Origin of the sequence: Polaromonas sp. LjRoot131, assembly GCF_964252805.1 — a bacterium.
In the GTDB taxonomy this organism is placed as follows: Bacteria; Pseudomonadota; Gammaproteobacteria; order Burkholderiales; family Burkholderiaceae_C; genus Polaromonas.
Map to the genome: position 1 here is coordinate 448,263 of NZ_CAXUPF020000002.1, position 25,925 is coordinate 474,187.

Below are 25,925 nucleotides of genomic sequence, written 5' to 3' on the forward strand. Positions count from 1 at the left end.
CATGCCCCGCATCCTCCTGATCGACGACGACGAGCACCTGGCCGCGCCGCTGGCCGCGTATTTCGCGCGTTTTGACTTCGTGCTGGACAGCGCGCTGCGCCCCGGCGAGGGGCTGGCCAAATTGCGCGCCGGGGCTTACGACGCGGCCATCCTGGACGTGATGCTGCCCGAGATGGACGGCTTCGCGCTGTGCCGCGAGATCCGCAAGGAAAGCGACATCCCGGTCATCATGCTGACCGCGCGCGGCGACGTGATGGACCGCGTGGTCGGCCTGGAACTGGGCGCCGACGACTACCTGCCCAAGCCTTTTGAGCCGCGTGAGCTGGTGGCGCGCGTGCAGACCATCCTGCGGCGCCAGCGCGCCGTGGCGCCGGCCGGCCCGCGCCGTGTGTTCGAGGGCCTGGTGATCAATACCGAAACGCGCGAGGTGCTGCGCCTGGGCGAGAAGGTCGAGCTGACCGGCACCGAGTTCGAGCTGCTGGCGCTGCTGGCGGCCGACCCGGGCAAGGTGTTCAACCGCGACGACATCCTGAACCGCCTGCGCGGCCACGAGGCCGAGCTCTACACACGCGCCGTCGACATCGTGGTGAGCCGGCTGCGCAAAAAACTCGAACCGCTGGACTGCATCAAGACGCTGCGCAACGCCGGCTACACGCTGGCGGTGGGCAAGGCGGGCACGCCATGAGGCGCAAGCACTGCCGCCCCTCGCGGCCCGAGCGCTGGCGGCGCCGCTGGGGGCATTCGCTGCGGCTGCGGCTGATCACGGTGTTCCTGCTGCTGGCGCTGGCCATGGGCGCGGTTTTCATGGGCGGCATGCAGCGGGCGTTTTCCAGCGGCTGGCGCGACGCGGCCAGGCCGCTGATCATCGACTACACGGACAGGCTGGTGGCCGACCTGGGCTCGCCGCCCGACCTGGGCCGCGCGCAGGCGCTGGCGGCGCGGCTGCCGATCTCGATCCGCATCGAGGGGCCGCAAGTGAACTGGCAGTCGCACCCCGACCACCGCTCATTCGGGGGCCGCGCGGGCGACTGGCTCAGCCGGACCACGGCCGACGGCCACAAGGTGATCTTCGGCCCCGGCACCATCCCCTCGCACGGCATGTTCGGCTGGATCACGCTGGCGCTGCTGCTGGGCCTGCTGGTGGGCGCCTACGCCTATGTGCGGCGCCTGCTGCGCCCGCTGGACGACATACGCGCCGGGGCCGAGCGTTTCGGCCGCGGCGTGTTCGACACGCCCATCCCGCTGCGCCGGCGCGACGAACTCGGCGACCTGGCCGCGCGCGTCAACACCATGGCGCACGACATCAAGGCCATGCTGGACGCCAAGCGCGGGCTGCTGCTGGCGCTGAGCCACGAGTTGCGCTCGCCGCTGACGCGCGCGCGCCTCAATGCCGAGCTGCTGCCGGTGGCGGGCGAGGGCAGCGCGCCGCGCGAGCGCGAGGCGCTGCTGCGCGACCTCGGCGAGATGCGCGACCTGATCAGCGACCTGCTCGAAAGCGAACGCCTGGCCAGCCCGCACGCCGCCCTGCAGCGCGAGACCGTGGACCTGGCCGCGCTGGCACGCGAGGTGGCGGCCGACATGCCGCAGGCGGCGGCCGTGGAGCTGGACCTGGCACCGGATCTGCCGCCGCTGGCGCTGGACCGCATGCGCGTGCGCCTGCTGCTGCGCAACCTGCTGGACAACGCGCTGCGCTACAGCGCCGGCGCGGCCAGCCCGCCGCGCGTGTCATTACAGGCGGTGGAGGGCGGCGGCGTGCTGCTGGAAGTGCGCGACTTCGGCCCCGGTGTGGACCCGGCGCAGCTGGCGCATTTGACCGAGCCTTTTTTTCGCACCGACGGCGCGCGCCAGCGTGCCACCGGCGGCGTGGGCCTGGGCATGTACCTGTGCCGGCTGGTGGCGCAGGCGCACGGCACACAGCTGGAGCTGCGCAACGCGGTGCCGGGACTGGCCGTGCAGGTGCTGTGGCGCTGAAGGACTGAGCGCTGAAGCGTGGCGCTTCGCCGTAGTGCCAGGCGCTCAGGCCGCTTGCCCGGCGCACACCTCGCGCACGCAGGCGCGCAGCCAGCGGTGCGCCGGGTCGGCATCCAGCCGCGGGTGCCACATCAGCGACACGGTGATGTCCGGCGTGGCGACCGGCAGGCGAAAGCTCAGCATGCCGGCGCGCAGCTTGCCGGTGTGCCGCTCGGGCACGCTGGCGACCAGGTCGGACTCCCGGGCCAGGGCCAGCGCGGCCGAAAAGCCGCCGACGATGGTGGCGACCGCTCTTTGCAGCCCGAGCGGCGCCAGCGCCTCGTCCACCGGTTCCGCGCCCAGGCCGCGCCGCGAGACGGCAATGTGCCGGGCGGCCGCATAGCGGGCCGGTGTGATTTCGCCTTCGGCCAGCGGGTGGCCCAGGCGCACCGCGCCTATAAAACGGTCGCGGAACAGGGCTTGCACGCGCAACTCTGGTGCCGTGGAATTGCCGATCACGCCGGTTTCCAGGTCGACGGCGCCGTCGCGCAGCGGCGTGCTGTCCTTGTCGAGCTTTTGCACAAAACACAGGCGCACGCCGGGGGCTTCGCGGCCGACGCGGGCCAGCAGCGCCGGCCCGAAGTTCTCGACAAAGCCTTCGCGGGTGCGCAGGGTGAAGGTGCGCACCAGCCGGGTGAGGTCCAATTTTTCGGCGGGGCGCAGCACGGCTTGCGCGTCCTGCACCAGCCGGCCGACCTGTTCGCGTAATTCGATGGCCCGCGGCGTGGGCACCAGGCCGCGCCCGGCCCGGACCAGCAGCGGGTCGCCGGTGGTCTCGCGCAGGCGCGCCAGCGCCCGGCTCATGGCCGAGGGGCTGAGCCGCAAGCGCCTGGCGGCCCCTGCCACGCTGCCTTCGGCGAGCAGCACGTCGAGCACGGCCAGCAGGTTGAAATCGGGGGTGGACATGGCCGCACCATAGCGCATTTGCCTGTGATATGGCGTTAAACGCACGAATAAAGTGCAAATGCTGCGCCTTCCGCTATGTGAGGCAAAGACCTACGCTTTAGACAGCTCCATTTCGGGAGCAGCCAAATGAAGAAAGCGCAGCCCATGTCCAAGCCAATCCCTGTCAAACCCGCTGAGGCCGCCGTGCCGTCCATGCCAGCTTCCATGCGCTGGGCGCTGGCCGGCCTGTCGCTGTCCATGCTGCTGTCCTCACTGGGCACCAGCATCGCCAATGTGGGCCTGCCCACCCTGACGCAGGCCTTTAACGCCTCTTTCCAGGAAGTCCAGTGGATAGTCCTGGCCTACCTGCTGGCCATCACCACCTTGATCGTCGGCGTTGGGCGGCTGGGCGACGTCGTGGGCCGGCGGCGCCTGCTGCTGGCCGGTATTGCCCTGTTCACGGCGGCTTCGGTGCTGTGCGCCGTCGCGCCCACGCTGGGGCTGCTGGTCACGGCCCGGGCGGCGCAAGGCCTGGGCGCTGCCGCCATGATGGCGCTGACCATGGCTTTTGTCGGCGAGACGGTGCCCAAGGCCAGGACCGGCAGCGCCATGGGCCTGCTCGGGACCATGTCCGCGGTGGGCACCGCCCTGGGCCCCTCGATGGGCGGGGTGCTGATTGCCGGCTTCGGCTGGCGGGCTCTGTTTTTTGTCAATGTGCCGCTGGGCCTGCTTGCGCTGTTCCTGGCTTGGCGCCACCTGCCGCCGGATCGTCCCGCCGCGGCCGGTCAGTCCGGCAGGGCCGGTTTCGACGCCGTGGGCACGCTGCTGCTGGCCCTGACGCTGGCGGCCTATGCGCTGGCCGTGACCCTGGGGCGCGGCAGTTTCGGCGCGCTCAACATCGCGCTGCTGTCGGCCGCCGCCGTGGGCGCCGGCCTGTTTGTGTTCGCCGAAGCCAGGGCCGCATCGCCGCTGGTGCGACTGGCGATGTTCCGCGACCCGGTGCTGAGCGCCAGCCTCGCGATGAACGCGCTGGTCGCGACGGTGATGATGGCGACCTTGGTGGTCGGGCCCTTCTACCTGTCGCGCGCGCTGGGGCTGGGCACGGCGCTGGTGGGGCTGGTGCTGGCGGCGGGGCCGGTGATCGCCGCGCTGAGCGGTGTGCCGGCGGGCCGCCTGGTCGACCGCCTGGGCGCGCCGCGCACGGCCATCGCGGGCCTGGCCGCCATGGTGGCCGGCTCGGTGGCACTGTCCGTGCTGCCGGGGCTGTTCGGCCTGGCGGGCTACGTCGCCGCCATCGCCGTGCTGACGCCCGGCTACCAGCTGTTCCAGGCCGCCAACAACACGGCCGTCATGGCGGAGGTCGCGCCGGACCGCCGCGGCGTGGTGTCCGGCCTGCTCAGCCTGTCGCGCAACCTTGGGCTCATCACCGGCGCTTCAGTCATGGGCGCGGTGTTCGCGTTCGCCTCGGCGGCCAGTGACATCACGTCGGCAAACCCCGAGGCGGTGGCCACCGGCATGCGCATCACCTTCGCGGTCGCGTCAGTCCTGGCCGCCGCCGCGCTGGCGGTGGCGCTGGCCATCCGTGCGCTCGCGGCGCCTAGCGTGCCCGCGTGCCCAGCACCGCCGCGCCTATGATCATCGCGGCCGCCAGGCCTATGCTCCAGCTCAGCGCGCGGCCGCTGACCAGCATCAAGAGCGCGGTGGAGCCCAGCGGCGTCAGGTAGCTCAGGATGCCGATCTGCCGCGCGTCGCCGAGCTTGAGGGCCTTGTCCCAGAGGAAAAATGCCGCGCCCAGCGGGCCCAGGCCCATCACGGCCAGCAGCAGCCAGTCCTGTGCGGACAGCGCGGCGGCCGGCTCCAGCGCCCAGTGGCACAGCAGTGAAAGCCCGCCCGACACCAAGCCGAACAAGCCTATGGCCGCGGTGGGGAAAGCCGGGACGCGTTTGGTGAGCAGCGAGTAGCTGGCCCAGATAAAAGCCGAAGCCAGCGCCGGCAGGTAGCCCCAAGACCAGCCACCCGAGGCAGTGCCGCCGGCCGCACCCAGGATGGCAATCGCCGCGCCGGCAAAACCCAGCAGGGCCGCGGCCACATGCACCGCGCGCAGCTGCACGCCGCGCAAAAACAGCGGCGCCAGCACCACCATGAACAGCGGCCATAAATAGTTGACGAGGTTGGCCTCGACGGCAGGCGCATGCCGCAGCGCGATGAAGAGCAGGAAGTGATAGCCGAAGAGGCCGTAGACGCCCAGCGCCAGGGTGGAGGTGGGAATCTTCCACTGCGTCCGGTCGCGCACAACAAAGGGCAGGGCCAGCGTGCTGCCGATCAGCAGCGCGACCCCGGTGAGCAGAAAAGGCGGAACGTGTTTGAGCGAGACCCCGAGCGAGGCCAGGGAGATCCAGAGGGCGATGGCACCCAGCGCATAAAAATTGGCAGGCATGGCGTGAGCATAAAAGCCGCGGCGCCCGCCGTCGTCGCGCAAGCACGGTCTGCCGTCGCGCAAATGGGGTTTAACGGGGTCTGTGTCCTACACGAATGCCTACATCCGGTAACCAGCTTCACGTCCCAGGCGCGGGGCGGACACCTGCCGGGCACGGCCCGGGCTTGAAATGAGGGCTCTCATCCCACTTCGAGGAGACTCTCATGAAAAAGCTTTCCATTCTTTTGCTGTCGGTGATCGGCTTTATGGCCTTGTCGGGCTGCGTGGCCTATCCCGTGCCTTATGACAATGGGCCGCATTACCGCGGCGGCGGCCCCGGCTACGGCGGCCCACGCTATGACCGTGACGGCGATGGCGTGCGCGACCGCTACGACCGCCGGCCCAACAATCCCAACCGCTATTGAGCCTGTGACTGCCGCCTGAGGGCGGCGGTCAGTGCCGAGGGCGAGTGGTAGCCGCAGTGCAGCGCGGTGTCGGCCACGCTCATGCCGCGGGTGCGCAGTTGCCGGGCCAGGTCCAGGCGCTGCCGGCGCAGCCAGTGCATCACGCTGAGGCCGGTTTCGCGGCGGCAGCGTACGGCGAACTGCGTGGGGCTTAAAAACACCTGCGCGGCGAGCTGCGCCACGCTGAGCGGCTCGTGCAGGCGCTGTTGCGTCCAGCCGGCGAGCCGTTCCCAGTGGATGGGGCGCTGGTAGCGTGAAGGCGATGCCGGTTGCGGCTGCCAGGCCTCCAGCAGCAAGGCCGGGCCGTAATGCTGCGCCAGGCTGCCGCGCTGCTCCAGGGCGTGGGCCAGGTAGTTGCCCAGGGCCAGGGCTTGCGCTGTTTTGAGCGGATCATTTGCGCAGCGTGCCCAGGCGGCGTGCGGGGTGTCCAGCACGATGCAGCGGCTGCCTTCGCGCGATTCGAAATCGTGGTGTTCGCCGGGCGCGATCACGCAACCCTGGCCGGCCGCGATGCGGCGCCCGCGCCCCTGCACTTCCAGCTCAAGCACACCATCCAGGCCCAGCAGGACCTGGAAGTGCCCATGCGCATGGCTGCCGTGCGAGGCGCCGTAGCGGCGCAGCGACAGGGAGCCTTGCGGCGCGGTCATCTTGCGTGGGTCAGAGCGTGGCGATGGCCGCGTCGGCTTTGTCGGCGACACCGGCCGCATGGGCCTGCTGGTCGGCGTGGTAGCTGCTGCGCACCATGGCGCCGACGGCGGCGTGGGTGAAGCCCATCTTGTAGGCCTCTTCCTCGAACATCTTGAAGGTGTCGGGGTGCACGTAGCGGCGCACCGGCAAATGGCTGGTGGACGGTGCGAGGTACTGGCCTATGGTCAGCATGTCGATGTTGTGGGCGCGCATGTCGCGCATCACCTGCAGGATTTCCTCGTCGGTCTCGCCCAGGCCGACCATGATGCCGCTCTTGGTCGGCACATCGGGGTGCAGGGCCTTGAATTTTTTGAGCAGATTCAGGCTGAAGGCGTAGTCGCTGCCGGGGCGCGCTTCTTTATAAAGGCGCGGCGCGGTTTCGAGGTTGTGGTTCATCACATCGGGCGGCGCGGCTTTCAGGATCTCGAGCGCGCGGTCGTCGCGGCCGCGGAAGTCGGGCACCAGGATTTCAATCGTGGTGGCGGGCGAGAGCTCGCGGATTTTCTGGATGCACTCGACAAAATGGCCGCTACCGCCGTCGCGCAGGTCGTCGCGGTCCACGCTGGTGATCACGACGTACTTGAGCTTGAGCGCGGCGATGGTTTTGGCCAGGTTCAGCGGCTCATCCTTGTCCAGCGGGTCGGGCCGGCCGTGGCCGACGTCGCAGAAGGGGCAGCGGCGCGTGCACTTGTCGCCCATGATCATGAAGGTGGCCGTGCCCTTGCCGAAACATTCGCCGATGTTGGGGCAGCTGGCTTCCTCGCAGACGGTGTTGAGCTTGTTCTCGCGCAGGATCTGCTTGATCTCATAGAAGCGCGTGGTCGGGCTGCCGGCCTTGACGCGTATCCAGTCGGGCTTTTTGAGCATTTCGCCCTGCACCACCTTGACGGGGATGCGCGAGAGCTTGGCCGCGGCCTTTTGTTTGGCCAGCGGGTTGTAGCCTTCCAGGGCCTGGACTTCGCGGACCACCGGGTTGGCCGTGGTTTGGAGGGGGTCGGGTGTGCTCATGAATGTGTTTCGTGTTGGCGGCAGGTGGCTTCGCGCCTCAGGGCGCCAGGTAGGTGACGAGCTTGCGGCCCAGCACATCCGCGGCTTCCTGCCAGCTTGCCGATACCCCGATTGTAGAAAGGTCTGTGGTTTGCAGTCCCACGTAGCCGCAAGGGTTGATGCGCGAGAAGGGTTCCAGGTCCATGGCGACGTTGAGCGCCACGCCGTGGTAGGTGCAATGCCGGCTGACCTTGATGCCCAGGGCGGCGATCTTGCCCAGGCCCTGGAAAGGGTCGGCCGGGTTCACCGGGCCAGTCAGCGCGGCATGGGCGGCTGGGTCGTCCAGGCGCACATAAATCCCGGGCGAGCCGGCCACGCGGTGGCCGGTGACGCCGAAGTGCGCCAGGGTCTTGATGACGGATTCTTCAATCCGGTAGACGTATTCCTTGACGTAGTAGCCGGCGCGCTTGAGGTCGACCAGCGGGTAGGCCACGACCTGGCCGGGGCCGTGGTAGGTCACCTGGCCGCCGCGGTTGGTCTGTACCACCGGGATGGCGCCGGGGTTCAGGACATGGTCCGGCTTGCCCGCCAGGCCCTGGGTATAGACCGGCGGGTGTTCGCAGATCCACAGCTGGTCAGGCTCATCCTGCGCCGCCTGCGGCCCGCCTTCAGCGGCGCCGGCCGGGTGGCGGGCCGCCGTGAAGGCTTGCATGGCTTCGTAAGTGGGCAGGTAGTCGACCCGGCCCAGTTGGCGTGTTTCGGCCTGCATCTGCGGCTCAATCGTGGTGAATCGTGTTTAGAGAACCACTTTGACCATCGGATGCGTCGACAGCGTGCGGTAGAGCTCGTCGAGCTGTTCGCGGCTGGTGGCCGTGACGGTGATGGTTACGCCGAGGTAGTTGCCGCCCTTGCTTTCGCGCAATTCAATGGTGGAGGCGTCGAAGGCCGGGTCGAACTGGTGCGCCACCGAGGTGATGGCGGCGACCAGGCCTTCGACCTTGTGGCCCATGACCTTGATGGGGAACTGCGACGGGTATTCGATCAGCGACTCCTGGCGCGAAGGCTCGGAGCCGGGGACTCCGATGATTTTCGGGTTGTTCGGCGTATTGGGCGATGTCGTCATGGCAAGGGGTCCTTTCAGGCCTGTGTGGCACGCTGGTATTGGGCGTACAGCTTGGCATAGATGGGGCCGGGCCTGCCCTTTTCCAGCCCGTGGCCCACGGGCTGGCCGTCGAGCTGGGTGACCGGCAGCACTTCCTTGGTGGCCGAAGACAGCAGGATCTCATCGGCGGCCAGCACTTCGGCGCGTGTGATGCGGCGCAGCTCAAAGGGAATGCCGGCGGCGCGGCAGATCTCCTCGATCAGGCCGAAGCGTATGCCTTCGAGCACCAGGTTGTCCTTGGGCGGGCCCATGACCTTGCCGTCCTTGACGATCCAGACGTTGCTCGAGGAGGCTTCGCTGAGGTGCTCGCCGCGGAACATCACGGTTTCCACCGCGCCGGCATCGACGCTGATCTGGCGCGCGAACACCGCGCCCAGCAGGCTGGTGCTCTTGATGTGGGCTTTTTCCCAGCGGAAGTCGTTGGCCGTGACGCAGGCCACACCCGCCTCGCGCTGCTGCGCGCTGGGGAGTTTCATGGCGTTGGCCATTGCGAACACGGTGGGCGTGAGGCCGGGCAGCATGGGGTGGTCGCGCATGGCGACGCCGCGGCTGAGCTGGATATAAACGATCTGGTCGCCGCTTTCGGCCGGCGCACCGGTGGATTGCGCGTGGGCCGCGACCAGCTTCTGGGCCACGGCCTGCCATTCGGCACGCGTCATCGGGTTGGGGATGCGCAGCTCGGCCAGGCTGCGTTCCAGGCGCGCCATGTGCTGTTCGAAGCGGAACAGCCGGCCGCCATAGGCCGGCACCACTTCGTACACGCCGTCGCCGAAGATGAAGCCGCGGTCCATCACGCTGATCTTGGCGTCCTTCAAAGGGGTGAATTCGCCGTTGAGGTAGCAGGGCGTGTCGGGAAGGCTGGGGGGAGGCGTGGTCATGGGTGAAGTTGAAGAAGAGAAAAGTGAATGCCGGATTGTCCGGTGTTTAGCGGTGGCGGCGCTTGAACCAGACGCGCAGGCGCCAGGCCAGCTTGACCAGCAGGTAGCCGGCGGTCGAACCCAGCACTGCAAACAGGCCCATGCCCAGTATGGCAGGCCCGCCGAAGGACGCCAGCCAGGCGACCACGCCCACGCCTTCGGAGATATGCACCGGCGGCGGGGCATCGAGCAGCAGGCTGCCGACCTGGTAGGCCAGCCATAGCCAGAAGCCCACGGTGAAAGGGTTGGTGATGAAGGTGATGCCGGCCGCGACCGGGATGTTGGCGCGCCACCAGACGCTGTGGGCCGCGGCTGCCACGATTTGCGCGAACGGAAGCGCAAAAGCCCAGAAGATGCCGATGGCCACGCCGCGCGCCACGGCTTCGTGCTGCAACCGCCACAGCTGCGGGTCCAGCACACGGTGCGCCACGGGCCTGAGCCAGGGATGGGCGGCCAGCGCCTCGCGGGTCGGCACCGACGCCTTCAGGCGTTCCAGCCAGCCGGCGGGTTTTCGGGGTTTGTGCCGCGCCTTTTTCTTCACGCGAGAAAAATGACGGCGGCGATGGCCAGCGCGCCCAGTGCGAGGTTGACGATGGCCAGGGTGGCGATCTGCCCGACGCGGCGTCCGCCTTCGGGCCAGTCGGAGGCACTGACAGCCAGCTTGAGGCGGCGGAAAGGGCCGAAATACAGGTGGCCGAACAGCGCGAACATCAAGAGGCCCAGGCCGAACATCAGGTGCCAGCCGGTGGGCGCGCTTTTCATGCCGACGGCCAGCAGCATGGCCAGGCCGGTCAGCAGCAGGATCGCGATGGAAACCCAGACCCCCACAAAAAAGCGCCGCAGGACCTGCACGATCAGGGGCAGGCGCTGCGGCAGCGCGAGTTGCTCGGCTGCGGCGGGGCGCAGGGCGAACAGCATGAAGGAAATCCCGCCCAGCCAGGCGATGGCGGCGGCGAGGTGCAGGAATTTCATCAGGGCGTGCATGGGGGATCTTTCAGTGGGGTGGAGCGGCACCGGCCGTCGGGCCGTGTTGTCGGCCCATTGTGAACCAGCCGCTTGGTGTTTACCCCGATGCACGCGAGGAAGGCCCCTAATTCAACCCCGAGCCGGGGTTTTTCTGGGAGTGCAGGGGTTTCTACGTATAATCAAGGGCTTTGCTAATAACGGCCCCTGTAACCTTCCCGTAATTTGTAGGTTTGAAAATGACAAATTCGGCGAAGTCGGCAACGAACCCGGTCTCCCGGGCAGTTACAAATGAGTTTGAGGCGGATGTGGAGGCTTTCAAGCCCCTGACCCGTGAAGAAGCCCAAAAGCTTCGTGAAACGGTTCCGCTTCTTTCCCCCTGGTCGGTGTTGGCGGGGCAGTTGGCGGTGGGTGTTCTGGTGGCGTGTGCCACTTGGGCCCTGACAGGCCAGCGGTCCGCCGGCTGGTCGGCGCTCTACGGGGCGCTGGCGGTGGTGATTCCGGCGGCGCTGTTTGCGCGCGGTTTGACCGGCAAAGTGTGGTCAATGAATCCAGGCACTGCGGTGGCTGGATTCTTTTTGTGGGAAATGGTCAAGATCGCCTTGACGGTGGCAATGCTGTTTGCCGCGCCAAGGCTGGTTTCGATGCTGAGTTGGCCGGCCATGCTGGTCGGCCTGGTGGTGACAATGAAAACGTCCTGGATCGCGTTGTTGTTCGCGGTCAGGAAAAATAAACTTTGAGGCGAGCAATAAATGGCTGCTGAGAATGCTGCTGGACATGGCGGTCCAACCGCTGGTGAATACATCGTTCACCACCTGACGCACTGGCGCAACAAGGAACTTGTTGGCCCGTTCGATCTGAGCGTCATCAATATCGACTCCACCATCTTCACCATCCTGCTGGGTGTGATCGGATGTTTCCTGCTCTGGAAGGCCGCCCGCAAGGCCACCTCCGGCGTTCCCGGCCGTTTCCAGGCCGCGGTTGAAATCCTCGTTGAAATGGTCGACGCGCAGGCCAAGGGCATCGTGCACAACGCCGAAAGCCGCAAGCTTGTCGCGCCGCTGGCCCTGACCGTGTTTGTCTGGATTTTCCTGCTGAACGCCATGGACTTGCTGCCGGTCGACCTGCTGCCGGTCATCTGGGCCTGGATTTACGGCGTCGCCGGCCATGACGCGCACCACGCCTATATGCGTTCGGTGCCCACCGCCGATCTTTCCATCACCATGGGCCTGTCCATGGGCGTGCTGATCACCTGCCTGGTCTACAACGTCAAGATCAAGGGCGTGGGCGGCTGGATCCACGAACTGTTCACCGCGCCCTTCGGCAACCACTGGGCGCTGTACCCCTTCAACTTCCTGATGCAGGTCATCGAGTTCGTCGCCAAGACGGTCTCCCACGGCATGCGACTGTTCGGCAACATGTATGCCGGCGAACTGATTTTCCTGCTGATCGCCCTGATGGGCGGCGCCTGGTCGCTCTCGGCAACCGGCATCGGACTGGCCATCGGCCACATCATCGCGGGCTCGGCCTGGGCGATTTTCCACATCCTGATCATCACGCTGCAAGCCTTCGTGTTCATGATGCTGACCCTGGTGTACATCGGCCAGGCGCACGATCACCACTGATCAGATACCAGATAAGTCATTCCCGTTTTTCGTTTCTGTTTTTCTCTCGTAACCAAGTCCTAAGGAGTCATCATGGAAGTTATTAGTTTTGTCGCTCTGGCCGCCGGCCTCATCATTGGCCTGGGCGCAGTCGGCGCTTGTATCGGCATCGGCATCATGGGCAGCAAATACCTCGAAGCAGCTGCACGCCAGCCTGAGCTGATGGGCGAACTGCAGACCAAGATGTTCCTGCTGGCCGGTCTGATCGACGCCGCTTTCATTATCGGCACGGGTATCGCGCTGTGGTTCGCCACCGCCAACCCCTTCCTGGCGCAAATCGCCAACCTGCCCAAGTAAGCATTGATCAAAGCCCCAAGAATGTCATTCCTTCGGGCCGGCTTTTGGCTGGGCCCCAAGGGAAAGGATGAGCAGTGAGCATTACCGGTACCCTAATTGTCCAGCTGATCGTGTTCCTGATTTTGGTCGGGTTCACGATGAAGTTTGTGTGGCCACCCATTGCGGCGGCCCTGGACGCGCGCGCAAAAAAAATCGCTGACGGCCTTGCTGCTGCCGACAAAGCCAAATCCGAACTCTCCGTCGCCAACAAGCGCGTGGAAGAAGAGCTGGCCAAGTCGCGCAACGAAGCGGCCGTGCGCCTGGCTGAAGCCGAGCGCCGGGGCCAGGCCCTGATCGAAGAAGCCAAGGCCAAGGCCACCGAAGAAGGCGGCAAGATCATTGCCGCCGCCAAGGTCGAAGCCGAGCAGCAAGCCGTCAAGGCACGCGAAGCCCTGCGCGAGCAGGTGGCAGCGCTGGCCGTCAAGGGCGCCGAGCAGATTCTGCGCAAGGAAGTCAATGCCGGTGTGCATGCTGACTTGCTGGGCCGCCTGAAGACCGAACTCTAAGCGAGCATCAACATGGCAGAACTAGCCACCATTGCCCGTCCCTACGCTGAAGCGCTGTTCAAGGCCTCCGGCTCCGACCTGGGCGGCACCGCCGTCTGGCTCGACGAGCTGGCCGCCATCGCTGCCAATGCGCAGCTGCAGCAGTTCGCCGGCAACCCCGGCGTCACTTCGGCGCAGGCGTTCGACGTGATTTCGGGCGTTGCCAAGACCAAGCTGCCGGACGCCGCGAAAAACTTCCTGCGCACAGTGATCGAGAACGGCCGCCTCGGCGTCCTGCCGGAAATCGCCGCGCAGTTCCGTGTCCTGAAAAATGCGCAGAGCGGTTCGTCCGACGCGACCGTCTACAGCGCTTTCGCGCTCGACGGCGCGGCGCTGGCCGGCCTGTCGGCAACGCTGGAAAAACGTTTTGGCAAGAAGCTCAACCTCCAGGTTGAGCTGGAGCCGGCCCTGATCGGGGGCGTGCGAGTCGTGGTGGGTGACGAGGTGCTGGACACCTCGGTCAAAGCCCGTTTAGAGCAAATGAAAGTGGCGCTGATCTCCTGAGCCGGTGCCCAGGCGCCATCCGCAGGTTTTAAGCCAACAAACATAGAAAGAAGGAAAGAGTCATGCAACTCAATCCCGCAGAAATTTCTGAACTGATCAAGAGCCGTATCGAAGGCCTGACCGGCAGCAGCGACATCCGCAACCAGGGCACCGTGGTGTCCGTCACCGACGGTATCGTCCGCATCCACGGCCTGTCCGACGTGATGCAGGGCGAAATGCTGGAATTCCCCGCAACCGCCGACGGCACCCCCACCTACGGCCTGGCACTGAACCTCGAGCGCGACTCGGTCGGTTCCGTGATCCTGGGTGAATACGAACACATCGCCGAAGGCGACACCGTCAAGTGCACGGGCCGCATCCTGGAAGTGCCTGTCGGCCCCGAGCTGCTCGGCCGCGTGGTGAACGCCCTGGGCCAGCCCATCGACGGCAAGGGCCCAATCAACGCCAAGCTCACCGACGTGATCGAAAAGGTCGCGCCCGGCGTGATCGCCCGTAAATCCGTCGACCAGCCCCTGCAGACCGGCCTGAAGTCCATCGACTCCATGGTGCCCGTCGGCCGCGGCCAGCGCGAACTGATCATCGGCGACCGCCAGACCGGCAAGACGGCCGTGGCCATCGACGCCATCATCAACCAGAAGGGCAAGGGCGTTTCCTGCGTCTACGTCGCGATCGGCCAGAAGGCTTCTTCGATCAAGAACGTGGTGCGCTCGCTGGAACAAGCCGGCGCCATGGAATACACCATCGTCGTGGCGGCTTCCGCTTCCGAGTCGGCCGCCATGCAATACGTCAGCGCCTACTCCGGCTGCACCATGGGCGAATACTTCCGCGACCGCGGCGAAGACGCGCTGATCGTGTATGACGATTTGTCCAAGCAGGCCGTGGCCTACCGCCAGGTTTCGCTGCTGCTGCGCCGTCCGCCAGGCCGCGAAGCCTATCCCGGCGACGTGTTCTATCTGCACAGCCGCCTGCTCGAGCGCGCAGCCCGCGTGAACGAGAAGTATGTTGAAGACTTCACCAAGGGTGCGGTCAAAGGCAAGACCGGTTCGCTGACCGCGCTGCCCATCATCGAAACGCAGGCCGGCGACGTGTCCGCTTTCGTTCCGACCAACGTGATCTCGATCACCGACGGCCAGATCTTCCTGGAAACCAGCCTGTTCAACGCCGGTATCCGCCCCGCCATCAACGCCGGTATCTCGGTGTCGCGCGTCGGTGGTGCAGCCCAGACCAAGTTGATCAAGAACCTGTCCGGCGGTATCCGTACCGACCTGGCCCAGTACCGTGAACTGGCTGCCTTCGCGCAGTTCGCTTCCGACCTGGACGAAGCCACCCGCAAGCAGCTGGACCGCGGCGCCCGCGTGACCGAACTGCTCAAGCAGGCCCAGTACTCGCCCCTGTCCATCTCCAACATGGCCGCCACGCTGTTCGCCGTGAACAAGGGCTTCATGGACGACGTGGAAGTCAAGAAGGTCCTGGCTTTCGAGCACGGCCTGCACGCCTACCTGAAGGACAAGAACGCGGCCCTGATGGCCAAGCTCGAAGCCAACAAGGCCATGGACAAGGATGCTGAGGCTGAACTGAACACGGCCGTGGCCGAGTTCAAGAAGTCGTTTGCCTGATCTCGCCCGGCTTCATCGTCAAGGCAAGTAATTAAGCAACCCTCAGGAACCCCTTAGGAATCCATATGGCAGCAGGCAAGGAAATACGCGGCAAGATCAAATCGGTGGAAAACACCAAGAAGATCACCAAGGCCATGGAGATGGTGGCCGCCTCCAAGATGCGCAAGGCGCAGGAGCGGATGCGCGCTGCCCGTCCTTACAGCGACAAGATCCGCAACATCACGGCCAACCTGAGTCAGGCCAACCCCGAATACACCCACGCGTTCATGGAGTCCAACGACGCCAAGGCCACCGGGTTCATCGTGGTGACCACCGACAAGGGCCTGTGCGGCGGCATGAACACCAACGTGCTGCGCGCCGTGACGGCCAAGCTCAAGGAAGTGCAAGCCGCCGGCCATGACGCGAGGGCGGTCGCCATCGGCAACAAGGGCCTCGGTTTTCTCAACCGTGTCGGCGCCAAGGTGGTGTCGCACGCGACCCAGCTCGGCGACAAGCCGCACCTGGAAAAGCTGATCGGCCCCGTCAAGGTGCTGCTCGACGCGTACGCCGAAGGCAAGATCAACGCGGTGTACCTGTCGTACACCAAGTTCATCAACACCATGCGCCAGGAACCGGTGGTCGAACAGCTGCTGCCGCTGACTGCGGCGCACCTGCAAGCCGACAAGGACCAGCATGGCTGGGACTACATCTACGAGCCCGACGCGCAGACGGTGATTGACGACCTGCTGGTTCGCTACGTGGAAGCACTGGTTTACCAGGCGGTCGCCGAGAACATGGCATCCGAGCAGTCCGCCCGCATGGTGGCCATGAAGGCCGCCACCGACAACGCCGGCAGCGTGATCGGCGAGCTCAAGCTGGTTTACAACAAAACGCGTCAAGCGGCGATCACGAAAGAACTTTCGGAAATCGTTGCCGGTGCTGCTGCGGTTTAAGCCGCCACAGCCGATTCCAGATTTAAAGAAACGTTAGAAACGAAAGAGGATTCAATCATGGCTCAAGCTCAAGGCAAGATTGTTCAGTGTATTGGTGCGGTGGTTGACGTGGAATTCGCGCGCGACCAGATGCCCAAGATCTATGACGCGCTGAAAATGGAAGGCTCCGCGCTGACGCTGGAAGTCCAGCAGCAGCTGGGCGACGGCATCGTGCGCACCATCGCGCTGGGCACCTCCGACGGCCTGCGCCGCGGCAACATGGTGTACAACACCGGCGCCAACATCACGGTTCCCGTGGGCAAGGCCACGCTGGGCCGCATCATGGACGTGCTGGGCGCGCCCATCGACGAGCGCGGCCCGGTCGACCAGACCCTGACCGCCCCTATCCACCGCAAGGCGCCTGCTTATGACGAACTCTCGCCATCGCAGGAACTGCTGGAAACCGGCATCAAGGTGATTGACCTGGTTTGCCCCTTCGCCAAGGGCGGCAAGGTGGGCCTGTTCGGCGGCGCCGGCGTCGGCAAGACCGTGAACATGATGGAGCTGATCAACAACATCGCCAAGGCGCACTCGGGTTTGTCCGTGTTCGCCGGTGTGGGTGAGCGTACCCGCGAAGGCAATGACTTCTACCACGAGATGGCCGACTCCGGCGTCGTGAACCTCGAGAACCTCGGCGAATCCAAAGTGGCCATGGTCTACGGCCAGATGAACGAGCCCCCAGGAAACCGTTTGCGCGTCGCGCTGACCGGCCTGACGATCGCTGAATCCTTCCGTGACGAAGGCCGCGACGTGCTGTTCTTCGTGGACAACATCTACCGCTACACCCTGGCCGGTACCGAAGTGTCCGCGCTGCTGGGCCGTATGCCTTCCGCCGTGGGCTACCAGCCGACGCTGGCCGAAGAAATGGGCCGCCTGCAAGAGCGTATTACCTCCACCAAGGTCGGCTCCATCACTTCCATCCAGGCCGTTTACGTCCCTGCCGATGACTTGACCGACCCGTCGCCCGCCACCACCTTCGCCCACCTGGACTCCACCGTGGTGCTCTCGCGTGACATCGCCTCGCTGGGTATCTACCCTGCGGTCGACCCGCTCGACTCCACCAGCCGCCAGCTGGACCCGAACGTCGTCGGTGAAGACCACTACGCAACGGCCCGCGCCGTGCAGGGCACGCTGCAGCGCTACAAGGAACTGCGCGACATCATCGCGATTCTGGGTATGGACGAACTGGCCCCTGAAGACAAGCTGGCCGTGGCCCGCGCGCGCAAGATCCAGCGTTTCCTGTCGCAGCCTTTCCACGTCGCTGAAGTGTTTACCGGTTCGCCCGGCAAGTACGTCAGCCTGGCCGAAACGATTCGCGGCTTCAAGATGATTGTGTCTGGTGAGTGCGATCACCTGCCGGAACAGGCTTTCTACATGGTCGGGACGATCGACGAAGCCTTCGAAAAAGCCAAAAAAGTCGCCTAAAGCGGCGTAACCGGCCGCCTGGCGTTGTTGGCGTGCTCAATGTGCACTTGCACATTTCCGCGCGCCGCCTAGCCAGACAGCCGCTTACTTGCTTTAGCCCGACTTTTTTCAAGGAGTAAAAAGATGAGCACCATTCACGTCGACGTCGTATCCGCAGAAGAGTCCATCTTCTCGGGCGAAGCCAAGTTCGTGGCATTGCCCGGCGAGGCTGGCGAACTGGGCATTTACCCGCGCCACACGCCGCTGATCACCCGCATCAAGCCGGGTGCCGTGCGCATTGAAAAAGCCGACGGCACGGAAGAGTTCGTCTTCGTGGCCGGCGGCCTGCTCGAAGTGCAGCCCAACTGCGTGACGGTGTTGAGCGACACCGCCATCCGCGGCAAGGACCTGGACGAAGCCAAGGCCAGCGAAGCCAAGGCTGCTGCCGAGGAAGCGCTGAAGAACGCCAAGAGCGACATCGACATCGCCATGGCCCAGTCTGAACTCGCCGTCATGGCCGCGCAGATCGCCGCCTTGCGCAAGTATCGCCAGAAGAAGTAACACACAAGCCTCCGGTTCCGCCGGGTCGCATCAAGCCCCTGCCGAAAGCCAGGGGCTTTTTTGTGGGCGGCACGCGGCCGGTAGGCCTTTAGCGCTCATGCTGTTGCGCAAACGCTGCAAATAACAACTCGACACGCTAAATGACAGCCGGCGAGCCCAGCCCCGCCTTATCGTTGGCACAGGATTTCAAACCAAGCAACGAGGTGGGGCTATGGACAGCGCACTGGACAGTCTGACATGGGGGGATGAACTTTCACCGCACCGCAGGGGGAAGCGTTCGCGCATGACGTGGGTGCGGCGGGTGCTGGTCGTGCTGACGGCACTATTTGTACTAGGCGTCCTGCTGTCGCCTTGAGGGCGAAGCCCCTCAAAAGCCCCCTGGCGTTGTTGCGCCGCCTTGCCGTGCAGGTGCACTGTCTGCGGCGACGCGTCTAGCCAGGACCGCTTCGCTGGGTTTTGTGAGTGGCTCTTATCCAAGCCCTTACTGCAGCAGCGGCGTATCAGGTAATTCGTTGGAATTCGTCCCCACGCCCTCTTGCGAGTCATCCATCGCGAAGTGCTCCATCAGCACCGCAGAAGTTTCTTCCAGCGCCTGCGTCAGCCCGTCTTCATAACGCTGCTCGCGGAAGGCAGCCGCCATGCGGGCCACCATGGCCTGCCATTGATCCGGGCGCACCTGCCGCGCCACGCCGCGGTCCGCGACGATCTCGATCGCACGCTCGGCCAGCAGCACATAAATCAGCACGCCGTTGTTGTGCTCGGTGTCCCAGACCCGCAGCTTGCCGAACATCGTGACCGCGCGCTGGCGCGTGAGGACGGGAATGGGCAACCGATCGCCCAGCCGCCGCAGATAGCTCATTGGCAGGGACGCCTCCACACAGATACGGATTTCGCCGCTGTGGCGCCGTTCGCTGGCCGCCACGCGCCGCGTGAGCCGTTCCAGCATGTCGGGCGGAATGGCGCGCCTGGCGTCCGATGTGTCGAGCCAGAGATGCTTGAGGATGGTTTTGAGTTTGTTGAGCATGTGCCTACCAGTCTCCCGAGGCGCCGCCACCGCCAAAATCGCCACCACCACCGCTGTTGAAGCCGCCGCCATCACTGCTGCTGCTGCCGCCGCTCCAGCCGCCACCGCCGCTGCCCACACCCCCGCTGGTCCAGCCGCCCGAGGAGCGTCCGCCGCTGCCCAGCGCGCCCAGGCTGGCGACCAGCGCGAACACCGTGCCCACCAGGACGGCCAGGCCGGCCACGATCAGGCTGCTGGTGAAAATCCAGGCCAGCACGCCGACCACGCCGCCGGTGGCCAGGGAGCCGAATTTGCGTCCCAGGACCATGGCCGCAATTCGCCCGCCTATCGGCACGGCAAAAAACAGGAAGACGGCCAGGTCCGTCCATTCAAAACCCTCGTTGCCGCTGCCGCCCTGTTCAGGCGCGGGCAGGTTTTCGCCGCTGATCCGCGCAATAAGCTGGTCGGCCGCGGCGGTGAGCCCGCCGGCGAAGTCGCCCTGCTTGAAGCGCGGTGTGACGGCCGTGTCTATGACCTGGCGCGCCGCCAGGTCGGGGATCGCGCCTTCCAGCGCCTTGGTGGTTTCGATGCGCACCTTGCGGTCATTTTTGGCCACCACCAACAGGAGGCCGTCGCCGATGCCCTTGCGGCCAATCTTCCAGCTGTCGCCCACGCGCTGCGCGTAGGCGGCGATGTCTTCCGGCTGTGTCGTCGGCACGATGAGGAACACAATCTGCGCGCCCCGGCTTTGTTCAAACGCCGTGAGTTTGGCTTCGAGCGCCTCGCGCTGCGCGGCATCCAGCGTGCCGGTGCTGTCCATGACATGGGCCGTCAGCGCCGGCACCGCCTGCACGCCGCCCTGCGCCCAGGCCGCCAGCGGCAGCCAGGCGGCCAGCAGCAGGCCCAGCACCAGCAGGGTGCCGCGGTGAAGGAGTCGCGCGGGTCGCTGCACAGCCGGGTCCGCTGCGTTTTATTTCTTGTTGAAGTCCACCACCGGCGGCGTGGAGATCTGCGCCTCGTTCTGCACCGAGAAGTTGGGCTTGACCTGGTAGCCGAAGACCATGGCCGTCAGGTTGCTCGGAAAGCTGCGCGCGAGCACGTTGTATTCCTGCACGGTCTGGATGTAACGGTTGCGCGCCACGGTGATGCGGTTCTCGGTGCCTTCGAGCTGTACGCGCAGGTCGCGGAAGCCCTGGTTGGCCTTGAGGTCGGGGTAGCGCTCGCTGACCACCATGAGGCGGCTCAGCGCGCCGCCGAGCTCGCCCTGCGCCGCCTGGAATTTGCGGAAGGCCGCCGGGTCGTTCAGGGTTTCGGGCGTCACCTGGATGGAAGTCGCCTTGGCGCGCGCTTCCACCACCTTGGTCAGCGTGTCCTGCTCAAACTGGGCTTCGCCCTTGACCGTGGCGACGATGTTGGGCACCAGGTCGGCGCGGCGCTGGTACTGGTTCAGGACCTCGGACCAGGCCGACTTGCTCTGCTCGTCCAGGCGCTGGAAGTCGTTGTAGCCGCAGCCCGTGAGCAGCAGGCCCAGCAGAGCCGCGAAGGTGAATGTCAAAAAGCGGGATATCGTCATGTCGGTGCCTCCGAAAATGCAAGCCGCAACACTAACATAGTCGAATGTCCTTTCCTTCCCAGCCTTCCGCCGCGGGCAACCCGCTGCAGGCCCTGCAGTCCGCGATGCGCCCCGTACCCGCCGCCCCCGGCAAGCCGCGCCTGCTGGTGGCCGGCGCCGCCGGCGTGCTGGGCAACGAGGTGCTGCGCCGCCTGGCCGGCAGCGGCCGCTATGCGCACACCGAAGTGCTGGCCACCGAAGCCATGGCGACCGGGCTGTCAGGCGTCGGCATCGCGCTGACGGGTGCACCCTTGCCGATAGCGCAATGGGCCGCCAGGCCGCAGCCGGCGCATACCGGGCTGGTCATGTTCGAGCCGCCGCGCATGTATTACGGACGTGAGCGCACGCTCTGGACGCCGGCGCCTTCAGAGTTGCCCGCGCTGGCGCAGTGGTTCAAGCGATGCGGCGTGCAGACCCTGGTCGTGGTGGTGCCGCATGCCACCGGGCGCCTGCCCGACGCACTCAAGCGCGGCCTGGCCAATCTCGACGAGCAGGCCGTCGCCGCCCTGGGTTTTGAACGCCTGCTGCTGGTGCGCTCGGCGCGCAAGGCGCAGGACGCTGCGGGGAAGAACTTTCTGGAGAAGGTCGCAGCCTGGATGCTGTCCACCCTCAAGTTCATGATCCCCCAGGCCGAGCAGCCGGTGCGGCCCGCCAAGCTCGCCGAGTTTGTCGATGCCGCGCTGCAGGCCTTGCCGCCCGGCACCCATGTGGCCGCGCCGGAGTTGCTGTGGCAGGCCAACCAGAGCGGCGGCGGGCGCTTGGGCGGCGGCAGCATGCAAGGCGTGGTCCGGGCCTGGCTTGCTGCGGCGCGCAATCCCGCGCAGAATTCAACACCAAATGCCGGGCAGGATTGACGCCGGCGACCCCCTTGCCCGAACCCTTTTGATTGCCTCCATGCCCAAACCCAGAGTCCCGCCCGCCAGCACCGGCAACGCCGATGACATCGAAGCGGCTTTTTACGAGGCGCTGCAAAGCGGCGACATTGAAAAGCTCATGGCCTGCTGGGGCGACGATGACGACATCGTCTGCGTGCACCCGGGGGGCGCCCGGCTGGTCGGGCCGGCGGCCATACGCGCGACGTTTGACGCGATGTTCTCCAACGGCACCATACGCGCGCAGGCCATCAAGGTGCGCAAGGTCGAAACCATGAGCGCCAGCGTGCACAGCGTGCTCGAGCGCATCGAGGTGCTGACCGAAGAGGGCCCGCGCCACGCCTACGTCATCGCCACCAACGTGTACCACAAGACCGCACAGGGCTGGCGCCTGGTGGCCCACCATGCCAGTCCCGGCACGCCGCGCGAAATGCAGGAAGTGTCGGAAACACCCACCGTTCTTCACTGACCGGGCCTGCGCGTGGAACCCGCCATGAACTATGCCGCGCCCTGGTGGCTCCCGGGCGGCAACCTGCAAACCATCTGGGCCGCCTTGCGCTCGCGCCGCTTCCTGGGCCCGCAGCCGGTGTTCCGCCGTGAGCGGTGGACAACGCCGGATGAGGATTTTGTTGACGTCGACTGGCTGGTCACCGGCGATTCGGCTGATGACACAAGCCCCGCGCAAAAGCCCTTGTTGGTGGTGTTCCACGGCCTTGAAGGCTCCTCCGCCAGCCACTACGCCGAAGCGCTTGCCGACGCCGCGCGCGAACGCGGCTGGGCCTGCGCGATTCCGCACTTCCGCGGCTGCTCTGGCGAGCTCAACCTCGCGCCGCGCGCCTACCACTCGGGCGATTTCGCCGAGATCGACTGGATACTGCGGCGCTTCGCGGGCCAGCGCAGCGGGCCGTTGATGGCCGTCGGCATCTCCCTGGGCGGCAACGCGCTGATGCGCTGGGCCGGCGAGATGGGCGCCGAGGCCCGGCAGGTCGTCGCCGGCATCGCCTCCGTGTGTTCGCCGCTGGACCTCGCCGCCAGCGGCTGGGCCATAGGCCGGGGTTTCAACCGCCAGGTCTACACCCGCATGTTCCTCAAGACCATGGTGCCCAAAGCCTTGCTGAAGCTCGAGCAGCACCCCGGGCTGTTCGACCGCGACCGACTGCTGGCCGCGCGCGACCTGTACGCTTTCGACAACGTCTTCACCGCGCCCGTCCACGGCTTCAAGGACGCCGACGACTACTGGTCGCGGGCCTCCGCCAAGCCGCACCTGCACCGGATCGCCGTGCCCGCGCTGGCCTTGAACGCGCTCAACGATCCCTTTGTGCCGGCGTCCAGCCTGCCGCAGGCCGCGGAAGCCGGCCCTCATGTCACGCTGTGGCAGCCGGCCCAGGGCGGCCATGTGGGCTTTCCCTCCGCGCCCTTCCCCGGCCATGTGCGCGCCATGCCCGACGCCGTCACCGCCTTTCTGGCGGCGCAGTTATAGGCCGGGGGGCAAAATAGGGCCATGGACGACATAGTTCGACAAGCGATCGCCAAATGGCCCAACGTTCCCGACTGCTACGGCTGGCTCGGGCTGGACGCGCGCGGCAACTGGTATATGCGCGACGACAGGGCCCAGGCCGCCGGGCCTTTCAGCGGTGTTCCCGGCGCCGATACCGCGCGCAACAAGGCCGCCAAGGGCTCGCTGCTCAAGCACGACAAGCTGATCGATTTCATCCAGCGCAATTACGAGAGCGACGCCGCCGGCCGCTGGTTTTTCCAGAACGGCCCGCAACGCGTGTATGTGGAGCTTGAAGCTACACCGCTGGTCTGGCGCATCGGTCCAGCACCTTCGTTTGCGGTTACATCGCATACCGGCACGCCCGCGCGCACCCAGCGCTGCATCGTCGATGAAGCGGGCCGCGTCTACCTGGAAACCGACCTGGGCTTCGGCCTGGTCCACACCCAGGACATGACGCATGCCGCCGACGCGGTGGAGCAGGGCCTGTGGGTGCCCGAGGAATATCCCGCCCGTGATTTGCCGGCGCGCTTTGGGTATGTGCGCAGCCCGCAGGCCTTGAACGAAAAGCAGCCGCCCGCCGCCGTTTGACATTTGCGGGAGATACAAAAAAAGCCGGTCAGTGACCGGCTTTTTGATGGAGGAGGCGAGCCGCTTATTTGGCGGCGTTGACCATGTACTGCACCACGGCCTTGATCTCGCTATCGGAGGCTGAGGAGCCACCCTTGGGAGGCATCGCGCCCTTGCCCTTGATGGCGCTGGCGGTCAGTGCATCGACGCCGGCGGCCACACGCGGGGCCCAGGCGGCCTTGTCGCCCAGCTTGGGGGCGTTGGCCACACCTGCTACGTGGCAGGCGGCGCACACCTGGCCGTACAGCGCGGGGACGGCGCCAGCGGCGGTGGCCGGTGCTGCAGCGGGTGCGGCGCCTTTGTTGGCGGCGGCCAGGGCGGCCACCACGTCTGCCGGCGGGGCGGCAGCGGCTGTTGCGTCGGCAGGCGCCGAGGCTGCAGCGGCAGGCGCTTTGGGTTCGGCGAACTTGCCGCCGGCGGCAGCCGTCATGTACACCACGGCCTTGCCGATTTCGGTGTCGTCAAAGTCGCCGCCCGACTGGGCAGGCATGCTGCCCTTGCCCTTGAGGGCCGAATGCCAGAGCGCGTCGAAGCCGGTCTTGATGCGTGGGGCCCAGGCGCCCGCGTCGCCGAACTTCGGTGAGCCGGCGGCGCCCGTGGCGTGGCAGCTCACGCACACGGCTTTGTAGACTTCTTCGCCGGACTTGAGGGGGCGGTTTGCATCGCGGATTTCAACCGAACCGATTTTCTGGATGCGCTGGGCGACGGCCTTGGCATCTTCGTCGGCGCCGGCGGCAGGCTTGTTGGCCGAGGCGACGTAATAAACCAGGCCGATGATGGCGAAAACGGGGACGACAAAAGAGAAAAAAACCGCTGCCAGCAGTTGCTGGGGCGTCTTGATCGGGCCAGTGTGGGCTTCTTCGTGGGCCGTGGTGTGGTCGTTTGCGCTCATGGCGTCCTCAAAAAACTAAAAATCGGGGGGCTATCGCGTATTGGTGGGGCGCGCCTGTACAGCGCTTGCTCAGCAACCTCACATTATAACTGGGGCCTTGCGGAGCCCGGGGGGCGCCGCGGCCGGCTGGTAGAATCGGGCACGTTGCGCGGCGTAAACCGCCCGCGCGATGCAAATCGCCCTGATTTCGCGCCCATCGGGCCGCGAATTCCGGCGCAAACCGTTTCCAGCGTTGCGGCTGTAGCTCAGTGGATAGAGTATTGGCCTCCGAAGCCAAGGGTCGTGGGTTCGATCCCCGCCAGCCGCACCAACATCTGTTTGCCTCAGCGCAACCCCAGCGCCTCGCGCAGCAATTCCACCCGGGGGTTCGCCACCGCGCCACGATAAATCAGCTCCACAGGCGACGGCGGAATCGCCGGCGACACCTTCAGTGACTTGACCTGCCCCAGGCTTTGCGCGTGGCGCGAGGTGGTGGTTGGTGCGATGCTCAGGCCGGCGCCGGCGGCGACCAGTTGCACGTTGGTCACTGGGCTGGTGGATTCGATGACCGGCAGCGGCGGGACGGCGCCGGCCCGCATAAAACTTTCCTCCATCACGCGCCGTGCCATCGAGGTTTTGGCGGGCATCACCCAGGGTTCGCGCGCGAGTTGCTGCCAGTCGACCTTGCGCGCGCGCGTGAGCGGGTGCCCGGGCGGCGCGATGACGCTGAACTCCACCTCGAACAATCTTTCAAAGCGCAGGGCCGCGGGCCCGGCTTCGGGCATCTGCATGGGATGGCTGGTGACCAGCGCATCCACCTCGCCTTGCAGCAAGGCCTGGATCAGCACAGGCACACGTTCCTCTAACAAGTGGACGCGCACCGGTGGGTCGCGCTGGGCCAGCCTGGCCAGCACCTTGGGCAGGTAGCCCTGGGCCACAAACGGCGGCGCGCCTATGCGGATGATCGCGGCCGCGTGTTCGCCGGCCTGCGCTTCGCTGCGCAAGTGGGCCAGCTCCTGCAGCAGCAGTGCCGCACCGCGGATCGCGATGGCGCCCTGGGCGGTCGGTGTGACGCCGCGCGCCGTGCGTGTGAACAGCGCGAACCCGAAAGCGCTTTCAATCTCACCGAGCGCCTTGCTCACGGCGGGCTGGGTCAGGTTCAGTGTTTGCGCCGCGGCGCGCAGGCTGCCGTCGCGCTGCAGTTCGGTGATGAGCCGCAGGTGCCTAAAGCGCAGGCGCGCCACCAGGTGGTCAACTTGTGAGGGAGCTGCGGACATAGCGATAACCTAAAGTAATCAATCACTGAAAAGATATCACTTTTAGATATCCTGCGGTAGTCCTATCCTTCGG

At 66.0% G+C, this 25,925-nt stretch carries 31 protein-coding genes and 1 tRNA gene; 18 read left to right on the forward strand and 14 right to left on the reverse strand.

The genetic code is table 11. From position 1 onward, the window contains the following. The first annotated feature begins 1 nt into the window (after position 1). Both ACSQ27_RS12640 and ACSQ27_RS12645 read left to right on the forward strand, forming a co-directional pair. Positions 2-685 (forward strand): response regulator transcription factor, encoded by a 684-nt coding sequence (locus ACSQ27_RS12640; protein ID WP_436155845.1) that lies wholly within the window; start codon positions 2-4, stop codon positions 683-685. Then, entirely contained in the window at positions 682-1,971 is a 1,290-nt protein-coding gene (locus ACSQ27_RS12645; protein ID WP_436155846.1) for a sensor histidine kinase, read from the forward strand. Before ACSQ27_RS12640 ends, ACSQ27_RS12645 begins: the two co-directional genes overlap by 4 nt. A gap of 45 nt (positions 1,972-2,016) precedes the next feature. Here ACSQ27_RS12645 and ACSQ27_RS12650 read toward each other — a convergent pair whose 3' ends face one another. Continuing rightward, complete coding sequence (locus tag ACSQ27_RS12650) at positions 2,017-2,916, reverse strand: LysR family transcriptional regulator (protein ID WP_436155847.1); 900 nt, start codon at positions 2,914-2,916, stop codon at positions 2,017-2,019. A gap of 144 nt (positions 2,917-3,060) precedes the next feature. Here ACSQ27_RS12650 and ACSQ27_RS12655 point away from each other — a divergent pair, with 144 nt between their 5' ends. After that, positions 3,061-4,530, forward strand: coding sequence for an MFS transporter (locus ACSQ27_RS12655; RefSeq protein ID WP_436155848.1), 1,470 nt, complete (start codon positions 3,061-3,063; stop codon positions 4,528-4,530). Here the strand turns inward: ACSQ27_RS12655 and ACSQ27_RS12660 are convergent. Next, positions 4,493-5,332, reverse strand: a complete 840-nt coding sequence (locus ACSQ27_RS12660) for a DMT family transporter (RefSeq protein WP_436155849.1) — start codon at positions 5,330-5,332, stop codon at positions 4,493-4,495. The genes ACSQ27_RS12655 and ACSQ27_RS12660 overlap by 38 nt on opposite strands. A 203-nt stretch (positions 5,333-5,535) precedes the next feature. Here ACSQ27_RS12660 and ACSQ27_RS12665 point away from each other — a divergent pair, with 203 nt between their 5' ends. Further along, complete coding sequence (locus tag ACSQ27_RS12665; RefSeq protein ID WP_436155850.1) at positions 5,536-5,736, forward strand: hypothetical protein; 201 nt, start codon at positions 5,536-5,538, stop codon at positions 5,734-5,736. Here the strand turns inward: ACSQ27_RS12665 and ACSQ27_RS12670 are convergent. The 7 genes from ACSQ27_RS12670 to ACSQ27_RS12700 are packed head-to-tail and all read right to left on the reverse strand — an operon-like array spanning position 5,730 to position 10,512. Beyond that, positions 5,730-6,422 (reverse strand): helix-turn-helix domain-containing protein, encoded by a 693-nt coding sequence (locus ACSQ27_RS12670; RefSeq protein WP_436155851.1) that lies wholly within the window; start codon positions 6,420-6,422, stop codon positions 5,730-5,732. The genes ACSQ27_RS12665 and ACSQ27_RS12670 overlap by 7 nt on opposite strands. A gap of 10 nt (positions 6,423-6,432) precedes the next feature. Next, on the reverse strand, positions 6,433-7,470 hold the full coding sequence (lipA, locus tag ACSQ27_RS12675; RefSeq protein ID WP_436155852.1) for a lipoyl synthase: 1,038 nt from the start codon (positions 7,468-7,470) through the stop codon (positions 6,433-6,435). A 37-nt stretch (positions 7,471-7,507) separates the two neighbouring features. Beyond that, positions 7,508-8,218, reverse strand: coding sequence for a lipoyl(octanoyl) transferase LipB (gene lipB / locus ACSQ27_RS12680; protein WP_436155853.1), 711 nt, complete (start codon positions 8,216-8,218; stop codon positions 7,508-7,510). 27 nt (positions 8,219-8,245) lie between these two features. Then, positions 8,246-8,572 (reverse strand): YbeD family protein, encoded by a 327-nt coding sequence (locus ACSQ27_RS12685; protein WP_436155854.1) that lies wholly within the window; start codon positions 8,570-8,572, stop codon positions 8,246-8,248. A 14-nt stretch (positions 8,573-8,586) separates the two neighbouring features. Continuing rightward, positions 8,587-9,489 (reverse strand): D-amino acid aminotransferase, encoded by a 903-nt coding sequence (locus tag ACSQ27_RS12690; RefSeq protein ID WP_436155855.1) that lies wholly within the window; start codon positions 9,487-9,489, stop codon positions 8,587-8,589. Between the two features lie 46 nt (positions 9,490-9,535). Beyond that, positions 9,536-10,069, reverse strand: a complete 534-nt coding sequence (locus ACSQ27_RS12695) for a DUF2062 domain-containing protein (protein ID WP_436155856.1) — start codon at positions 10,067-10,069, stop codon at positions 9,536-9,538. Beyond that, a complete protein-coding gene (locus ACSQ27_RS12700) occupies positions 10,066-10,512 on the reverse strand; it encodes a CopD family protein (protein WP_436155857.1) in 447 nt (148 codons plus the stop codon). Before ACSQ27_RS12700 ends, ACSQ27_RS12695 begins: the two co-directional genes overlap by 4 nt. 218 nt (positions 10,513-10,730) lie before the next feature. Between ACSQ27_RS12700 and ACSQ27_RS12705 the strand changes: the two genes are divergently transcribed. The 9 genes from ACSQ27_RS12705 to ACSQ27_RS12745 all read left to right on the forward strand — a co-directional run bounded on the left by ACSQ27_RS12705 (position 10,731) and on the right by ACSQ27_RS12745 (position 18,092). Next, a complete protein-coding gene (locus ACSQ27_RS12705) occupies positions 10,731-11,231 on the forward strand; it encodes an ATP synthase subunit I (protein ID WP_436155858.1) in 501 nt (166 codons plus the stop codon). Positions 11,232-11,243: 12 nt separating this feature from the next. After that, entirely contained in the window at positions 11,244-12,116 is an 873-nt protein-coding gene (atpB, locus tag ACSQ27_RS12710; RefSeq protein ID WP_436155859.1) for a F0F1 ATP synthase subunit A, read from the forward strand. Positions 12,117-12,188: 72 nt separating this feature from the next. Then, positions 12,189-12,452: a F0F1 ATP synthase subunit C gene (atpE, locus tag ACSQ27_RS12715; protein WP_007868969.1), complete on the forward strand. Its 264-nt coding sequence runs from the start codon at positions 12,189-12,191 to the stop codon at positions 12,450-12,452. A gap of 74 nt (positions 12,453-12,526) precedes the next feature. Then, positions 12,527-12,997, forward strand: coding sequence for a F0F1 ATP synthase subunit B (locus tag ACSQ27_RS12720; RefSeq protein WP_436155860.1), 471 nt, complete (start codon positions 12,527-12,529; stop codon positions 12,995-12,997). A gap of 12 nt (positions 12,998-13,009) precedes the next feature. Beyond that, positions 13,010-13,540 (forward strand): F0F1 ATP synthase subunit delta, encoded by a 531-nt coding sequence (locus ACSQ27_RS12725; protein WP_436155861.1) that lies wholly within the window; start codon positions 13,010-13,012, stop codon positions 13,538-13,540. 62 nt (positions 13,541-13,602) lie between these two features. Beyond that, positions 13,603-15,156, forward strand: a complete 1,554-nt coding sequence (atpA, locus tag ACSQ27_RS12730) for a F0F1 ATP synthase subunit alpha (RefSeq protein ID WP_411884717.1) — start codon at positions 13,603-13,605, stop codon at positions 15,154-15,156. 65 nt (positions 15,157-15,221) lie between these two features. Next, positions 15,222-16,088: a F0F1 ATP synthase subunit gamma gene (gene atpG, locus ACSQ27_RS12735; protein WP_074578722.1), complete on the forward strand. Its 867-nt coding sequence runs from the start codon at positions 15,222-15,224 to the stop codon at positions 16,086-16,088. A 57-nt stretch (positions 16,089-16,145) separates the two neighbouring features. Next, the gene (atpD, locus tag ACSQ27_RS12740) at positions 16,146-17,552 is read left to right on the forward strand and encodes a F0F1 ATP synthase subunit beta (RefSeq protein ID WP_436155862.1); all 1,407 of its coding nucleotides are present in this window, start codon (positions 16,146-16,148) and stop codon (positions 17,550-17,552) included. A 123-nt stretch (positions 17,553-17,675) separates the two neighbouring features. After that, positions 17,676-18,092 carry a F0F1 ATP synthase subunit epsilon gene (locus ACSQ27_RS12745; protein WP_436155863.1) on the forward strand — a complete coding sequence of 139 codons (417 nt, stop codon included), beginning with the start codon at positions 17,676-17,678 and terminating at the stop codon, positions 18,090-18,092. A 481-nt stretch (positions 18,093-18,573) separates the two neighbouring features. Here ACSQ27_RS12745 and ACSQ27_RS12750 read toward each other — a convergent pair whose 3' ends face one another. Genes ACSQ27_RS12750 through ACSQ27_RS12760 form a run of 3 tightly spaced genes read right to left on the reverse strand, consistent with a single transcriptional unit; the run spans position 18,574 to position 20,668 of the window. Continuing rightward, positions 18,574-19,116 (reverse strand): TPM domain-containing protein, encoded by a 543-nt coding sequence (locus ACSQ27_RS12750; RefSeq protein WP_436155864.1) that lies wholly within the window; start codon positions 19,114-19,116, stop codon positions 18,574-18,576. Positions 19,117-19,120: 4 nt separating this feature from the next. After that, positions 19,121-20,047: a TPM domain-containing protein gene (locus ACSQ27_RS12755; protein WP_436155865.1), complete on the reverse strand. Its 927-nt coding sequence runs from the start codon at positions 20,045-20,047 to the stop codon at positions 19,121-19,123. An 18-nt stretch (positions 20,048-20,065) separates the two neighbouring features. Continuing rightward, entirely contained in the window at positions 20,066-20,668 is a 603-nt protein-coding gene (locus ACSQ27_RS12760; protein ID WP_436155866.1) for a LemA family protein, read from the reverse strand. A gap of 44 nt (positions 20,669-20,712) precedes the next feature. On the opposite strand from ACSQ27_RS12760, the gene ACSQ27_RS12765 reads away from it, so the two are divergent. The 4 genes from ACSQ27_RS12765 to ACSQ27_RS12780 are packed head-to-tail and all read left to right on the forward strand — an operon-like array spanning position 20,713 to position 23,665. After that, positions 20,713-21,561, forward strand: a complete 849-nt coding sequence (locus tag ACSQ27_RS12765) for a hypothetical protein (RefSeq protein WP_436155867.1) — start codon at positions 20,713-20,715, stop codon at positions 21,559-21,561. 40 nt (positions 21,562-21,601) lie between these two features. Next, on the forward strand, positions 21,602-22,048 hold the full coding sequence (locus tag ACSQ27_RS12770; protein WP_436155868.1) for a YybH family protein: 447 nt from the start codon (positions 21,602-21,604) through the stop codon (positions 22,046-22,048). 24 nt (positions 22,049-22,072) lie between these two features. Then, on the forward strand, positions 22,073-23,059 hold the full coding sequence (locus ACSQ27_RS12775; protein ID WP_436155869.1) for a YheT family hydrolase: 987 nt from the start codon (positions 22,073-22,075) through the stop codon (positions 23,057-23,059). Between the two features lie 21 nt (positions 23,060-23,080). After that, positions 23,081-23,665, forward strand: coding sequence for a DUF2946 family protein (locus ACSQ27_RS12780; protein ID WP_436155870.1), 585 nt, complete (start codon positions 23,081-23,083; stop codon positions 23,663-23,665). Positions 23,666-23,729: 64 nt separating this feature from the next. Here ACSQ27_RS12780 and ACSQ27_RS12785 read toward each other — a convergent pair whose 3' ends face one another. After that, the gene (locus ACSQ27_RS12785; protein WP_436155871.1) at positions 23,730-24,596 is read right to left on the reverse strand and encodes a c-type cytochrome; all 867 of its coding nucleotides are present in this window, start codon (positions 24,594-24,596) and stop codon (positions 23,730-23,732) included. A gap of 234 nt (positions 24,597-24,830) precedes the next feature. Between ACSQ27_RS12785 and ACSQ27_RS12790 the strand changes: the two genes are divergently transcribed. Beyond that, positions 24,831-24,906 (forward strand) — tRNA-Arg (locus ACSQ27_RS12790). Between the two features lie 13 nt (positions 24,907-24,919). Here ACSQ27_RS12790 and ACSQ27_RS12795 read toward each other — a convergent pair. After that, complete coding sequence (locus ACSQ27_RS12795; RefSeq protein ID WP_436155872.1) at positions 24,920-25,852, reverse strand: LysR family transcriptional regulator; 933 nt, start codon at positions 25,850-25,852, stop codon at positions 24,920-24,922. Between the last annotated feature and the right edge of the window lie 73 nt (positions 25,853-25,925).